This window comes from Streptomonospora litoralis (genome assembly GCF_004323735.1).
GTDB classification, from domain to species: domain Bacteria; phylum Actinomycetota; class Actinomycetes; order Streptosporangiales; family Streptosporangiaceae; genus Streptomonospora; species Streptomonospora litoralis.
Map to the genome: position 1 here is coordinate 3560691 of NZ_CP036455.1, position 15788 is coordinate 3576478.

At 74.3% G+C, this 15788-nt stretch carries 4 protein-coding genes (1 of these 4 only partly in view); 1 reads left to right on the forward strand and 3 read right to left on the reverse strand.

Features of this window, described 5'->3' with window-relative positions:
• Positions 1 to 2763, forward strand: coding sequence for a helix-turn-helix transcriptional regulator (locus EKD16_RS15090; protein ID WP_131098968.1), 2763 nt, complete (start codon positions 1 to 3; stop codon positions 2761 to 2763).
• Here the strand turns inward: EKD16_RS15090 and EKD16_RS15095 are convergent.
• The 3 genes in view from EKD16_RS15095 to EKD16_RS15105 are tightly spaced (each overlapping or abutting the next) and all read right to left on the reverse strand, a layout consistent with a single transcriptional unit that may run on beyond the window.
• A complete protein-coding gene (locus EKD16_RS15095; RefSeq protein WP_131098969.1) occupies positions 2758 to 3516 on the reverse strand; it encodes a thioesterase II family protein in 759 nt (252 codons plus the stop codon). The two genes, EKD16_RS15090 and EKD16_RS15095, sit on opposite strands and share 6 nt — an antisense overlap.
• Positions 3513 to 9770 carry a type I polyketide synthase gene (locus EKD16_RS15100; protein WP_131098970.1) on the reverse strand — a complete coding sequence of 2086 codons (6258 nt, stop codon included), beginning with the start codon at positions 9768 to 9770 and terminating at the stop codon, positions 3513 to 3515. Before EKD16_RS15100 ends, EKD16_RS15095 begins: the two co-directional genes overlap by 4 nt.
• Positions 9763 to 15788, reverse strand: partial view of a type I polyketide synthase gene (locus EKD16_RS15105; RefSeq protein WP_131098971.1) — the 3' portion only. It continues 3880 nt past the right edge of the window; only the last 6026 of its 9906 coding nucleotides appear in the window; its start codon lies off the right edge, out of view — the gene reads right to left on this strand; the stop codon is at positions 9763 to 9765. Before EKD16_RS15105 ends, EKD16_RS15100 begins: the two co-directional genes overlap by 8 nt.

The following is a 15788-nucleotide window of genomic DNA, read 5'->3' on the forward strand; positions in this document are numbered from 1 at the left end:
ATGAACCTTGTGGAACGCGGTCAAGAGACTAAAGTCTTGCAGCACGCACTTTCCAGCGCATTTGCTGGGGAGCCCACATTCACCGTGATCGGCGGCGGGATCGGTAGCGGCAAAACCGAACTGATCCACTATGCCGCCGGCCTGGCGGCCGAGGCCGGCGTTTCCCACCTGCGAGCGACGAACTCGCCGCTACACGACTCTGTGCCGTTCGGCGTGGTGCGCCAACTCCTGCATCGACCACCCGTGGGCGATCGCGTTCCGTCATCAGTGGCGCGAAAACTGGACGACTTGGTGGACGAGGCGCTCTATGGCGAGGGGCAGAACCCGCCGCTCGGACAGATCCCTCTCACTCTCGGTAAGGAATTGTCGTCGGCGCTGGCGGATACTGTCCGTGACACGCCACTGCTAGTCACCGTCGACGACATCCACAACGCCGACTCCGCATCTTTGGGAGTTCTACAGCAAGTCATCGAGGGATGGCGCGGCGGCGGCCTGATGCTCGTGCTGAGCCAATCGCTGCATTGCGCGCCGGTGGACCCTTCATTCCATGTGGAAACGCTGCGTTCCCGTCTTTATGCGCGGCTGCGTCTGAATCCGCTGACGCGGGACGGAGTGCGCCGCCTGCTGTCGTCCCATATCGGCGAAAGCGCCGCCGAACGGCTGGCCGCCGATTACACGGACGCTTCCGGAGGGAATCCGCTTCTCCTGCGCTCCCTCATCGAGGATGCCAAGACCACCCCACCCGCCGCGGACTCGCCGGCCGTGGGCCGCGAATACCAGCAGTCCGTCCTGGCCTGCCTGCGGCGATGCAGCGACACGACGGTCGAGGCGGCCCAGGCGGCCGCCGTGCTGGCGACGTCGCGACGGCTGAGGTCGGCAACCCCGCTCCTGCTTGAGTACATGTTCGACGACGGACCGAGAAGCGCCAAGCAGTCGCTGACCGTCCTGGAAGAGGTCGGGATCCTCGGCCCGGACCGTACCTTCCGCCTCGACGCCGCCAGAACGGCGATCCTCAACGACCTGCCTCCCGAGCGGTACCGCGACCTCCGGGTCCGCGCTGTACACGCCATGCACCTCAAGGTCGGCCAGAACCATCGGAACGAGGCCATCCCCAACATGCTCGGCGACGCCACGTCGGGGACCTGGACGGTGGGCCTGCTGCTGGACGCGGCCGAGACGGACCTGGCCCAAGACGAGACGAGCAGCGCCATCGCCCATCTGGAACTGGCCCTGGGCGTCTGCCCCGATGAAGTGGAGCGGTCCAAGGTGGTCACGGGTCTCACCCGGGCCAAATGGCGGGTCGACCCGCTGACGGCGGCCCAGCACTTCGACACCCTGCTCGCAGCCGACGTCAGGGGCGATCTGACCTCCCGCGACTCCGTGACTCTCATGCACCATCTCGCCTGGCACGGCCAGGCCGAGAAGGTCGCCGAGGTGATAGAGCGGTCCTCGGCCGAGAAGGAAGCCGGCCAGACCGCCGAGATCGACTCGGCCTGCCAGCTCCTCGCCAACACCCTGCCGGGGCTGAAGCCGTTCCTCAACGGGCTCGACAAACCGTTCGGCCGGCGGCATCCGGGTGCGACGCCACTCAGCGTGCGGGCACGCGCGGGCGATTCCCTCGCTCAGCTGCTCGAAGGCGGCTCCCGCGCCGATGCGATCAGCACCGCGGAGCAGATCCTGCGGACGTCCCGGCTGACGGACTCCACCCTGGAGGCCCTGGAGGCGGCCTTGCTGATCCTCCTCTCCTGCGAGCGATTCGAGGCGGCGCGGTCGGCCTGCGACGCACTGCTGGAGGAGGCGACCAAGCGCGGCGTGCCGACCTGGCGGGCCGTGCTGGCGGCGCACCGGGCCGAGATCGCGCTCCGCGAGGGCGATCCCGCCGCGGCGGAGCGCCTGGCCGGCGACGCGCTGGCCGTGCTCCCCCCGCGCAGCTGGGGGGTGGCCATCGGCGCGCCGCTGGGCACGCTGGTGATGGCCACCACCCTTCTGGGCAACCTGGACGAGGCCGCGGCCCATCTGCAGCACGAGGTCCCCGACAGCATGTACCGCAGCCGGTACTGCCTCGGCTACCTGCTCGCCCGCGGCAACCACTACCTCGCCACCGGCGACGTCCAGGTGGCCCGCGCCGACTTCGAGTTCTGCGGCGCCCTGATGAAGGGGTGGCGCATGGAGTCGCCGGGCTTCCAACCCTGGCGGTCGTCGGCGGCCGAGGCCCTGGCCTACCTGGGCCGGACCCGAGAGGCGCGGGAGCTGCTCGACGAGCAGCTCGCTCTCGCCGACGAGGAGGACCGGCGGGTTCGCGGCATCACGCTGGCCATGCGGGCGCGGATCGAACCCGTGGGCAACCGCCCGCCGCTGCTGAACGAAGCCGTCGAGCTGCTCCGCGCGTCCGGCGACCGGTTCTGCACGAGCCGGGCCGTGCTCGAACTCGGCCACACCTTCCACGCACTCGGAGACGAGCGGCAGGCGCGCCTGCTGGAGGAGCGGGCCGAGGTCCTGACCACGAAGCTCCGCAGCGAACAGAGACCCGCCCCCGCACCCGACACCGGCGAGGCGCCCACCGGTGCGTCGTCGCTGACCAAGTCCGAACGCCGGGTCGCCGAACTCGCCGCGGAGGGACTGACGAACCGGGAGATCTCACGCCGGTTCTACATCACCATCAGCACCGTCGAGCAGCACCTCACCAACGTCTACCGCAAACTAAACGTCAAGACGCGCCTCGCGCTGCCCGACGGACTCGCCGGACACGCCGACGCCTCATGACCGACCCCGCGGGGACACCGCGGACCCGACACGCGCCCCGATCTCCTTCGCGGCGCGTGTCGGGTCCTCTGTGGGATAGAAGTGCCCGCCGGGCAGCCGGCACAGCTCGAATCCCGCCGACGTGTGCTCCCGCCAGCCCGCCAGGTCCTCGGCGCCGACCCGCACGTCGTCGTCGCCGACGAAGCCGACGACCGGGCACGACAGCGGCGCGCCCGGCTCGTAGGCGTAGGTCTCGGCGGCCGTGTAGTCGCCGCGGATGGCCGGCATCAGCGCGGCCAGCAGCTCCTCGTCCTCCAGCAGTGAGGGGTCCGTGCCGCTGAGGCGGCGCAGCTCGGCGACGATGCCCGCGTCGTCCAGCAGGTGGATGCCGTCGCTGCGGTGTGCACTGGGCGCGCACCGCGCCGAGGCCATCAGCATCCGGGGGCCGGCGCCCTCCTCCTCCAGGCGCCGGGCGACCTCGAACGCGACCGTCGCCCCCAGGCTGTGCCCGAAGTAGACGACGGGGGTGTCGTCCGCGGGCCGCAGCACCTCGCGCAGTTCGTCGGCGAGGCGGGACACGTCGTCGAGGGGCCGCTCGCGGTGCCGGTCCTGGCGCCCGGGGTACTGGACGGCGAGCACCTCCGTCTGCGGAGCGAGCAGCTTCGACAGCGGGAAGAAGTAGCTCGCCGCTCCCCCGGCGTGGGGGAAGAAGACGAGCCTCGCCGCGCCCTCCTCGGCGGTGTGGAAACTACGCAGCCACAGGTCCGCGTTCATGTCGGCTCCTTACCGATCCAGTCGTCGATGGCCGCCGCGGTCTCGCCGGAGTACTCCTCCAGGATGGAGAAGTGGGTCCCTCTGACGTCGATCGCGTCGTGCGGGAACTCCCACGAGGAGCGCCAGTCCTCTCCGTGGGTCTCGCGGGCGTCCTGCGTGAGCGGTTCACGCGCCCGCACCAGCAGCGTGCGGCACCGGGTGGGTTCGGGCACCCAGGCCCCGAACAGCCGCAGGTACCAGCCCATCGCGGTGAGCCGGTCGTCGGTGAGGGAGACGAACACCCCCTCGCGGTCGTGCATCCCGTCCATCAGCGCCAGACCGAACCGGGCCAGGATGTCGTTCTGCGGCGTGTAGGTGTCGACCAGCACCACCCCCGCGGGCGGGCAGCCGGTGCGCTCCAGGTAGGCGGCCACGGAGTTGGCGAACCAGCCCCCCGCCGACGAGCCGAGCAGCACGGGCGGCGTGTCGCCGGTGTCGGCGCGCACGGACTCGCCGAGGACCTCGATGGCGGCGCCGATGCTGCCCGGCAGGGGCTCGCCGTCGTTGAACCCCGGGCAGGGCAGCGCCGAGACGTCGCGGAGGCCGCGCAGGCCCGTGGCGAACCGGGCGTAGCCCTGGATGCCCGCGAGGGCCAGACACGAGGAGAAGCAGTACACCGGAGGTGCGGCCGCGCCCTGGGCCAGCTGGATGGCGGGGGTCGCCGGGCCGTCCTCGGCACCGGAGAACGACGGGCGCAGCGCGGCCGCCGCGTGCAGGAGGTCGAAGGCCTCGGCCCACTTGCCAGACTGGGTCGCCTGGGCGTACAGCGACATCAGCGTCGCGGAGGAACCCGCGCCCGCGGCGGGCTCGACCGGGCCGGAGCGGGGGCGCTCCGCCTCCGGCTCGTCCTCCACTCGGGCCAGCAGGTCGGCGGCGAGCTCGGCCGGGGTGGCGTGGTCGAAGACGAGGGTCGCGGGCAGCCGCAGCTCCAGCGCCTGCTGCAGGCGGTTGCGCAGGTCCACCGCCGACAGGGAGTCGAACCCGGCGTCGACCAGCGAGTGCTCCGTGCCCACGTCGCCGCTGCCCGGGTACCCGAGCACCGCCGCGGTGTGGGTGCGGACCAGGTCGACCACGGCGTCGCGCCGCTCGTCCGGCGACAGGCCGGTCAGGCGCCTGCGCGGGCTGTCCTCGGCCGGGGCGGCGCCGGCGGCCGCGGCGGCGCGCACGGGGGCCCGCACGAGGCCGCGCAGCAGGGTCGGCACCGACGCGTCGTGGTAGTTGGACCGCACGGTGTCCAGGTCGACGCGCATCGGTAGCGTGGCGGCGGTCTGCGACCGCAGGGCGGCGTCGAAGAGGGCGAGCCCGCCCTCCGGCTCCAGGGCCACCAGACCGGACCGCGACACCCGCTGGTCGTGTCCCGTGCCGCCGGCCATGCCGTCGCCGGCCCAGGGCCCCCAGGCCAGCGAGAAGGCGGGGACTCCTGCGCGCCGCAGCCGGACGGCGAAGGCGTCGAGGAACGCGTTGGCCGCGGCGTAGTTGGCCTGGCCCGCACCGCCGAAGACCCCGGCGGCGGAGGAGAAGCACACGAAGGCGTCGAGGTCCGCTTCCCGCGTCAACTCGCGGAGGTGCAGGGCGCCGTCGACCTTGGGGCGCAGCACGCCGTCGAGTCGTTCGGGGGTCAGCGCTGTGACGGTCCCGTCGTCGAGGACGCCGGCCAGGTGGACGACCGCGGTGAGCGGGTGGTCCGGGTCGACCTCGGCGAGGGCTCGGGCGAGGTCCGCGCGCGAGGAGGCGTCGCAGGCGACCAGGCGGGGTTCGGCCCCGGCTTCGGCCAGCTCGGCGCAGAACTCGGCGGCGCCGGGCGCCTCGGCGCCGCGGCGGCCCGTGAGCAGGAGGCGGCGGACGCCGTGCTCGGCGACCAGGTGGCGGCTGACGGCGCGGCCCAGGGCACCGGTGGCCCCCGTGACCAGGACCGTGCCCTCGGGGTCCAGGGTGACCCGCTCGGCCGCGGAGTCGCCGTCCGCACAGTCGCCGTCGGCGGCGACTGCCACGTCGAAGCGGGAGAGCCGGGGCGCCGAGGCGCGGCCGTTCCGGAGGGCGAGCACGGGACCCTCCGCCGCCGCGGCGGCGGGAAGAACGGCCCGGGTGGCGTCGGTGTCGTCGACGTCCAGCAGGCCGAACCGGCCCGGGTGCTCGCTCTGCGCGGAGCGGACCAGGCCGTGCAGGGCCGCTCCGGGGAGGTCGGCGAGGTCGTCCGCGCCGGTCTCCACGGCACCGGCGGTCACGAAGAGCAGGCGGGTGTCGGCCAGGGCCTCGGCCGCGACCCACTCCTGGACCAGGCCGAGGGCACGGCCGGTTGCTTCGCGGACGGCGCCGGCCGTGTCGCCGGTAAGGGCGCCGGCGACCGCGACGGCGACGTCCGGGGCGACGCTGCCCGTTTCGACCGTCCCGGCCAGCGCGTCGACGTCGGCGTAGGACTCGACCTGGGTGCCCGCCCGGGCGAGGGCGTCGCCCAGGCCGATCGGGTCGGGGCCGATCACGGCCGCCCGCCTCGGGGCCGCGGTCCCGGCCTCGGCGGCCTGCCAGTCGGGCCGGTACAGCGGGAGGGCGGAGGCGGCCGCCGCGGAGCCGGCGGTGCCCGCGGGCCGCAGCCAGAGGCGTTCCACCTCGGCCACTACAGAGCCCGCGCCGTCGGTGGCCAGCAGGCCGACACCGCCGCCGCCGACCGGGGCGATGCGCACCCGGATACCGCTCGCGCCGGTGGCGTGGATCCGCGCCCCGCTCCAGGAGAACGGCACCAGACCGCCGTCCAGCCCCTCCAGCTCGGCGAAGGCCAGCGCGTGCAGCGCCGCGTCCAGCAGCGCCGGGTGCAGCACGAACTCTTGGGCCTGCTCCCGCACCGGTTCGGGCAGCGCCACGTCGGCGAAGACCACCCGGCCGCCGTCGGCGGCGGCCTCCGAATCGCCGGGCTTCCGGGTCCAGACCCGCTGCAGTCCCTGGAACGCCGGGCCGTAGCCGAAGCCGCCCTCGGCCAGCCGGTCGTAGAGACCATCGACCACGGCCTCCTCCGCCGTCTCCGGGATCGCGGTGACGGCGGCCGCCTCGGGGGCCGGGGGGCCTGCCTCGGCGGCCAGGGCTCCTTCGGCGTGGCACCGCCAGGCGGCCTGCTCGTCGGCGGCCGAGCGCGAGTACACCGCGATGCCCGGCCGCTCGCCCTGCTCGACCACCACCTGCAACTCGACCTCGCCGCGGGGCGGCAGCACCAGCGGCTGCTGCAGGGTCAACTCCTCGACCCCGCCGCAGCCCGCCCGCAGCGCCGCGTGCAGCCCCAGCTCCAGCAGCGCCGTACCCGGCACCCACACCCGGCCGCCCACCGCATGATCGGCCAACCACGGGTGCGAGGCCACCGACACCCGGCCCGTCCACACCACACCCCGGCCGTCGGCCAGCTCCACCATGCCCGGCACCAGTCCGTGGCCCGACTCGGCCACGGCCCCGGCGTTGCCGGGTTCCAGCCAGAACCTTTGCCGCTGGAACGCATAGGTCGGCAGCTCAATCCGAGCCGCGCGCTCCGCGCTGTGCGCGTCCAGCGCCCCGACCACCTCCCGCCAGTCGACCGGCGTCCCGTCGACCCACAGGTCGGCCACCGCACCCAGCACGGCCTCGACCTCGCCGCGGCCCCGCCGCAGCGCCGCGACCAGCACCGCGTCATCGGAGTCCGCCGCCCCCAGGCAGGCGCCCACCTGCGAGACCAGTCCTCCGTCCGGTCCGACCTCGACGAAGCGCGAAGCCCCGGCTTCGGCCATCGCCCCCACCCCGTCGGCGAAACGCACCGTCTGGCGCACATGGCGCACCCAGTACTCCGGCGAGCACAGCTCGTCGGACACGGCCACGCCGCCCGACACGTTGGAGACCACGCCCAACCGGGGCGGGGAGAACTCCACCTCCTCCAGCACCCGCCGGAAGTCGTCCAGCATCGGCTCCATCAGCGCCGAGTGGAACGCCCGGCCCACACTCAGCCGTCTGGTCTTGCGGCCCTGTTCCCGCAGCCGCTCCGCGACCGCCTCCACCGCCTGCTCCGCACCGGAGACCACCACCGACTCCGGTGCGTTGACCGCGGCGAGGGCGACCTCGTCCGCCCGGTCCTCCAGCAGAGGCCGCACCTCCTCCTCCGCGGCCTGCACCGAGAGCATCGCGCCGCCCTCGGGCAACTCCTCCATCAACCGACCCCGCGCCGCCACCACCCGCGCCGCATCGGCCAACGACCACACACCCGCCACATGCGCCGCCGCCAACTCCCCCACCGAATGCCCCATCACACACCCGGGCTCGACCCCCCACGACTCCAACAACCGGAACAGAGCCACCTCCACCGCGAACAACCCCGCCTGCGCGAACACCGTCCGCTCCAACACCCGCGCGTCCTCGCCCCACACGACATCCCGCACCCCGCTACCGAGGTGGCCCTCCAACTCCGCCACCGCCGCGTCGAACACCTCGGCGAACACCGAAAACCGCCCATGCAGCTCGCGGCCCATCCCCAACCGCTGCGCACCCTGCCCCGAGAACACCACCCCGACCCTGCCCGCACGGGCCCGGCCCACCACACCGCGCACCGGCGCCGCACCCGCGGCCACCGCATCCAGCCCCGCACTCACCTCCTCCGCGTCCGACCCGAGCACCACCGCCCGCTCCTCGAAACCACTGCGCCCCGCCAGCCCCGCAGCCGCAGCCCCCACATCCACACCAGGCGCCTCCCGCCCGAACCGCGCCAACCGCTCCGCCTGCCCCCGCAGACCCGACACACCCCGCCCCGACACCACCCACGGCACCACCGGCACCTCTCCACCGGGCTCCGCCGACCCCGCCGGCCCGCCCTCGAAAACAGGCGCCTCCTCCACCGGCGCCTCCTCCAGCACCACATGCGCGTTCGTCCCGGAGAACCCGAACCCCGAAACCGCCGACCGCCGGGGGCGGCCGTCGCGCTCCCAGGCGCGCGTCCGGGTCAGCAGCCGCACCTCGCCGCCCGACCAGTCGACGGCGGGGGTCGGCTCGTCGGCGTGCAGAGTCCGCGGCAGGGTTTCGTGCCGCAGGGCCTGGATCATCTTGATCACGCCGCCCACGCCGGCCGCGCCCTGGGTGTGGCCGATGTTCGACTTCAGCGAGCCCAGCCACAGCGGGCGCCCGCGCTCCCGCCCGTAGACACCCATGAGCGCCTGGGCCTCGATCGGGTCGCCCAGGCTCGTCCCGGTCCCGTGCGCCTCCACCGCGTCGACCTCGTCGGGAGTGATCCCGGCGTCCTCCAGCGCCGCGCGCACCACCCGCTGCTGGGCGGGCCCGTTGGGCGCCGTCAAGCCGCTCGACGCGCCGTCCTGGTTCACCGCGGAGCCGCGCACCAGCCCCAGCACCCGGTGCCCCAGGCGCCGCGCCCGCGACAGCCGTTCGACCGCGAGCATGCCGACGCCCTCGCCCCAGCCGGTACCGTCCGCGTCGGCGGAGAACGCCTTGCACCGGCCGTCCAAGGCCAGGCCTTTCTGCCGGCTGAAGTCGGTGAACGCGACGGGGGTGGACATGACCATCGACCCGCCGACCAGCGCCAGCTCGCACTCCTCGCGGCGCAGCGCCTGCGCGGCCAGGTGCAGCGCGACCAGCGACGACGAACACGCGGTGTCCACCGTCAGCGCCGGACCCTCGAAGCCGAAGGTGTAGGACACCCGGCCCGACGCGATGCTGCCCGCGTTTCCGGCGCCGAGATAGCCTTCGAGGTCGTCGGGCACCCGGTTCAGCCGACGCGAGTAGTCCTGATACATCACCCCCGCGAACACGCCGGTCGCGCTGCCCCGCAGGTCCCGCGGGTCGACGCCGGTGTTCTCCAGCGCCTCCCACGCCGTCTCCAGCAGCAGCCGCTGCTGCGGGTCCATGCCCAGCGCCTCGCGCGGCGAGATGCCGAAGAAGGCGGCGTCGAAGTCGTAGGCGCCGTCGACGAACCCGCCTTCGAGTGCGTACGACGTCCCGGGGGCAGCGCCCTCGGGGTCGTGGATCGCCTCCAGGTCCCAGCCGCGGTCCTCCGGGAAGGGGGTGATCGCGTCGCGCTCGGAGGCCACCAGGTCCCACAGCTCGCCGGGAGTGGTGACGCCGCCGGGATAGCGGCAGGCCATGCCCACGACCGCGATCGGCTCCCGGGCGTCGTCCTCCACCTGCTTGAGCTGTTCGCGCGTGCGGTGGAGGTCGGCCGTGACCTTCTTCAGGTAGCTGCGAAGCTTCTCTTCACTCATCAGATATTCCGAGCTCCTGGTCGATAAAGGCGAACATCTCGTCGTCGCTGGCGGACTCGATCCGGGTGGCCGTGGCGCCCTCCTCCGCGCCGCCTCCGTTCTCCTGCACGCTGTCGAGTACGGCCCGCAGCCGGGCCAACCGGTCGCGTCCCGCACCGTTTTCGGCGAATCCGCGGATGCGCTGCTCCAGCTCGTCCAGCTCAGCGCGGGCGCGGGCCTCGGGATCAGGCAGCAGCTCGCCGCAGAGGTACTCCCCGATGGCGGCAGCGGTCGGGTAGTCGAAGAGGAGCGTCACCGGAAGCCGCAGCCCGGTGGCCTTGTTCAGCCGGTTGCGCAGCTCCACGGCGGTCAGCGAGTCGAATCCGGCGTCGAGCAGGCCCTGCTCGGAATCGATCGCCTCAGCGCCGGCGTAACCGAGTACCGCCGCCGCGGTGCCGCGGACCAGCTCCCGCACCGTGTTGCGGCTCTCGGTTTCGGGCAGCGCGGCCAGCCGGTCCGCGAGGGACTCGGCGGGGCCCGCGACAGGCGCGGCGGGCGCGGGGACGTCGGCCACCAGTGCGGGGACGGCGCCCCTTCGCTCGCCGGTGCCCGGTGCGAGCGCGCTCAGCACCGGGGGGAGGAGTCCGTCCTGTGCGGCCCTGCGCAGCGCGGCCGTGTCGAGCCGCACCGGGGCGACGACCGGTTCGGCCGTGCGCAGCGCCGCGTCGAAGAGGGCGAGCGCCTCCGCCGACTCCATCGGCTCCACGCCGGAGCGGGCGACGCGCCGCAGGTCGGCTTCGCCGAGCTTCTCCGTCATGCCGCTGCTCTGGGCCCACAGACCCCACGCCATCGACGTGACGGGCGCGCCTTCACCGCGCAGCCGGGTGGCGAGGGCGTCCAGGGCGGCGTTGGCGGCGGCGTAGGCGCCCTGCCCGGCGCCGCCGAGGGTGCCCGACACCGACGAGAAGAGGACGAACGCCGCGGGATCCAAGTGGCGGACCTGCTCCCAGACGGTGACGGCGCCGTCGATCTTCGGGCGCAGGACGGTGGCGATCCGCTCCGGGGTGAGGCCCGAGACGACACCGTCGTCGAGGACTCCCGCGGCGTGCACCACGGCCTTCAGCGGCAGGTCCGCGGGTATCCCGCCGACCACCTCGGCCACGGCGCCGGGGTCGGTCGTGTCGCAGGCGGCGACGGTGACCCGGGCGCCCAGGGCGGCCAACTCCGCGCGCAGTTCGGGCATGCCGGGCGCCTCGGCGCCGCGGCGGCCGGTGAGGACGAGGCTGCGCACACCGTGGTGCTCGGCGAGGTGCCGGGCGATCAGGGCGCCGAGGCCGCCGGTGGCGCCGGTGATCAGCACGGTTCCGTCGGTGTCGGGGAGCACGGCGCTGTCGTCCGGCGGCGCGGGGACAAGCCGCCGGGCCCGGACGGTGTCGTCCTCCACTCGTAGCTCCGCCTCCCCGCGCGCGGCCAGAAGCGACTCCGCCGCGGAACCGGCGTCGTCGGCGACGGCGAGCACGAAGCGGTCCGGATACTCGTTCTGCGCGGATCGGACCAGCCCCCACACCGCCGCCGTGACGATGTCGTCGTCGGCGGGCGGGCCGGTCGCGACGAACGCCAGGCGCGCGTCGGCGAACCGCTCGTCGGCGAGCCAGGCCTGCACCAGCGCGAGCGCCCAGCCGGTCGCCTGCCGCGCCGCCTCCGGCGCGGCGGCGAGTTCGCCGGTCCACGGCTTGTGCGGGATCGCCACCAGTTCGGGTACGGGGTCGGGGAGGTCGCGCAGGGACTCGGCGCCGGCGCCGGCCTCCAGCACAGCGGGCCGCGCGGACCCCGCCCATCCGACATCGACGGCCTGCCAGTCGGGCCGGTACAGCGGGAGGGCGGAGGCGGCCGCCGCGGAGCCGGCGGTGCCCGCGGGCCGCAGCCAGAGGCGTTCCACCTCGGCCACCGCAGAGCCCGCTGCGTCGGTGGCCAGCAGGCCGACACCGCCGCCGCCGAGCGGGACGATGCGCACGCGCACCGTTGCGGCACCCGCGGCGTAGACCCGCACCCCGCTCCAGGAGAACGGCAGCAGCCCGCCGTCCAGCCCCTCCAGTTCGGCGAAGGCCAGCGCGTGCAGCGCCGCGTCCAGCAGCGCCGGGTGCAGCACGAACTCCTGGGCCTGCTCCCGCACCGGGTCGGGCAGCGCCGCCTCGGCGAACACCGCCCCGTCACCGGTGGACGCGTCGGTCCAGACCCGCTGGAGACCCTGGAACGCCGGGCCGTAGCCGAAGCCGCCCTCGGCCAGCCGGTCGTAGAGACCCTCGGCGGACAGCTCCTCGGCCGTCTCCGGCACGCCCGCCGAGGTCGGCGGGCTTCCCGCGTCCGTCGCCAGGGTTCCTTCGGCGTGGCACCGCCAGGCGGCCTGCTCGTCGGCGGCCGACCGCGAGTACACCGCGATACCCGGCCGCTCGCCCTGCTCGACCACCACCTGCAACTCCACCTCACCGCGAGGCGGCAGCACCAGCGGCTGCTGCAGCGTCAGCTCCTCGACCCCGCCGCAGCCCGTCCCCAGCGCCGCGTGCAGCCCCAGCTCCAGCAGCGCCGTACCCGGCACCCACACCCGGCCGCCCACCGCATGATCGGCCAACCACGGATGCGAAGCCACCGACACCCGGCCCGTCCACACCACACCCCGGCCGTCGGCCAGCTCGACCGCCCGGTCCACCAGCCCGTGCCGGTTCCGCGCCTCCGCGTCAGAGCCGCCGGCCTCCAGCCAGAACCTTTGCCGCTGGAACGCATAGGTCGGCAGCTCGATCCGAGCCGCGCGCTCCGCGCTGTGCGCGTCGAGCGCCCCGACCACCTCCCGCCAGTCGACCGGCGTCCCGTCGACCCACAGGTCGGCCACCGCACCCAGCACGGCCTCGACCTCGCCGCGGCCCCGCCGCAGCGCCGCGACCAGCACCGCGTCATCGGAGTCCAGGCACGCCTGGACCTGCGAGACGAGGCTGCCGTCCGGTCCGACCTCGACGAAGCGCGAGACCCCGGCCTCGGCCATCGCCCCCACCCCGTCGGCGAAACGCACCGTCTGGCGCACATGGCGCACCCAGTACTCCGGCGAGCACAGCTCGTCGGACTCGGCCACGCCGCCCGACACGTTGGAGACCACGCCCAACCGGGGCGGGGAGAACTCCACCTCCTCCAGCACCCGCCGGAAGTCGTCCAGCATCGGCTCCATCAGCGCCGAGTGGAATCCGCGGCTCACCCGCAGTCGGCGCACGCGGTGGCCGTCGTCGCCCAGAATCCGTTCGACCTCGTCGACGGCGCTCTCCGCACCCGAGACCACCGCGGAGTGCGGCCCGTTGACCGCCGCGACGTCCACCCGGCCGCCGGCCTCGGCCACGGCGTGCACCACCCCCGCGACCCGTTCCTCTCCGGCGTCCACCGAGAGCATCGCGCCGCCCTCGGGCAACTCCTCCATCAACCGACCCCGCGCCGCCACCACCCGCGCCGCATCGGCCAACGACCACACACCCGCCACATGCGCCGCCGCCAACTCCCCCACCGAATGCCCCATCACACACCCGGGCTCGACCCCCCACGACTCCAACAACCGGAACAGAGCCACCTCCACCGCGAACAACCCCGCCTGCGCGAACACCGTCCGCTCCAACACCCGCGCGTCCTCGCCCCACACGACATCCCGCACCCCGCTACCGAGGTGGCCCTCCAACTCCGCCACCGCCGCGTCGAACACCTCGGCGAACACCGAGAACCGCCCATGCAGCTCGCGGCCCATCCCCAACCGCTGCGCACCCTGCCCCGAGAACACCACCCCGACCCTGCCCGCACGGGCCCGGCCCACCGCACCGCGCACCGGCGCCGCACCCGCGGCCACCGCATCCAGCCCCGCACTCACCTCCTCCGCGTCCGACCCGAGCACCACCGCCCGCTCCTCGAAACCACTGCGGCCCGCCAGCCCCGCAGCCACAGCCCCCACATCCACACCAGGCGCCTCCCGCCCGAACCGCGCCAACCGCTCCGCCTGCCCCCGCAGACCCGACACACCCCGCCCCGACACCACCCACGGCACCACCGGCACCTCTCCACCGGGCTCCGCCGACCCCGCCGGCCCGCCCTCGAAAACAGGCGCCTCCTCCAGCACCACATGCGCGTTCGTACCGGAGACGCCGAACGAGGAGACACCCGAGCGCCGCGACCGCCCGTTGCGCTGCCAGGGTGCGGACTCGGTGAGCACGGCGAGAGGGCCGGACTCCCAGTCGATGTGCGGCGACGGCCGCTCGGCGTGCAGGGTCTTGGGCAGCCGCTCGTGCTGCAGGGCGAGCGTCATCTTGATGACCCCGGCGATCCCCGACGCCGCCTGCGTGTGGCCGATGTTGGACTTCAGCGAGCCCAGCCGCAGCGGCCGCTCCCGGCCGTTCTCCCCGTACACCTGCGCGAGCGCCTGGGCCTCGATCGGGTCGCCCAGGCTCGTGCCGGTCCCGTGCGCCTCCACCGCGTCGATGTCGTCCGGCCCGAGTCCCGCGTCCTCCAGCGCCGCGCGCACCACCCGCTGCTGGGAGGGCCCGTTGGGCGCCGTCAGGCCGTTGCTCGCGCCGTCCTGGTTGACCGCGGAGCCGCGCACCAGCCCCAGCACCCGGTGGCCCCGGCGCCGCGCTTGGGACAGCGGCTCCAGCAGGACGAGGCCGACCCCCTCGGCCCAGCCCGCCCCGTCGGCGTCGGCGGAGAACGCCTTGCACCGGCCGTCGGGTGCCATGGCGCGCTGCCGGCTCCACTCCACGAACGTGTCCATCGAGGACATCACGACGACGCCGCCGGCGAGCGCCAGGGTGCACTCGCCGCGCCGCAGCGCCTGGACCGCCAGGTGCAGCGCCACCAGCGACGACGAGCACGCGGTGTCCACCGTCAGCGCCGGACCTTCGAAGCCGAACATGTAGGAGATCCGGCCGGACGCCACGCTGCTCGCGCTGCCCAGGGCCAGGTAGCCCTCGTGCTCGCTGGGCTGAGAGACCCGGGCACCGTAGTCGTTGTAGCTGGCGCCCACGTAGACGCCGGTCGGGCTGCCCTTGAGGGTCCGCGGGTCGATGCCCGCCCGCTCGAACGCCTCCCACGCCGTCTCCAGCAGCAGCCGCTGCTGCGGGTCGGTGGTCAGGGCCTCGCGCGGCGAGATGCCGAAGAAGGCGGCGTCGAAGTCGGCGGCGCCGCGCAGGAATCCGCCGCCCTGGACGTAGTAGGTGCCGGGGGTGTCGGGGTCGGCGTCGTAGAGGCCGTCGACGTCCCAGCCGCGGTCGCGCGGGAACGGACCGACCGCATCACCGCCCGCGTCGAGCAGCCGCCACAGGTCCTCGGGCGTGCTGACGCCGCCGGGCAGGCGGCAGCTCATCGCCACGATGGCGATCGGCTCTTCGGCCGCGGCCGCCGTCGCCGCCGGGGGTGCCGCCGCGGCCTCCTCGACCGCCTCGCCCGATCCGCCGGGCAGCGCCTCGGAAAGGTGCCGGATGAGCTCGTCGGCCGTCGGGTAGTCGAAGACGAGCGTGACCGGCAGAGTCAGGCCAGTCGCCGCGGCCAGCCGGTTGCGCAGGTCGACGGCGGTGAGCGAGTCGAAGCCCAGCTCGCGGAACGCGCGGTCGGTGGCCAGGGTCGCGGCGTCGTGCCCGAGGGCGGCCGCGACCTCGCCGACGACGAGGTCGGTGAGCGCCCGCTCGCGCTCCTCGCCGTGCAACCGCGTCCAGCGGCCGCCGTCGTCGCCGTCCGCCTGCCGCGCGGGCGCCCGCCGCTCCTTGACGGCGGGGATCTCGCTGACGACGGGGCTGTCTCCGGTCAGCGGGGAGGAGGCGGTCAGCAGCGCCCAGTCCACGTCGGCGACGGCCACGGCGGTGTCGCCGCTGCCGACGGCCCGGCCCATCGCCTCGACGGCGCGGTCGGGCGGCATGGCGGGCATGCCGGTGCTGCGCAGCCGGGCGGCGGTCTCCTCGTCGACGAGGCCGCCGCCGTCCCAGGCGCCCCACGCGATCGCGGTGGCCGGCAGGCCGTGGTCCC

Excerpts from the sequence above, each read along its gene's own strand:
- EKD16_RS15095 (WP_131098969.1), bottom strand. The coding sequence starts at position 3,516 with ATGAACGCGGACCTGTGGCTGCGTAGTTTCCACACCGCCGAGGAGGGC.
- EKD16_RS15100 (WP_131098970.1), bottom strand. The coding sequence starts at position 9,770 with ATGAGTGAAGAGAAGCTTCGCAGCTACCTGAAGAAGGTCACGGCCGAC.
- EKD16_RS15090 (WP_131098968.1), top strand. The coding sequence starts at position 1 with ATGAACCTTGTGGAACGCGGTCAAGAGACTAAAGTCTTGCAGCACGCA.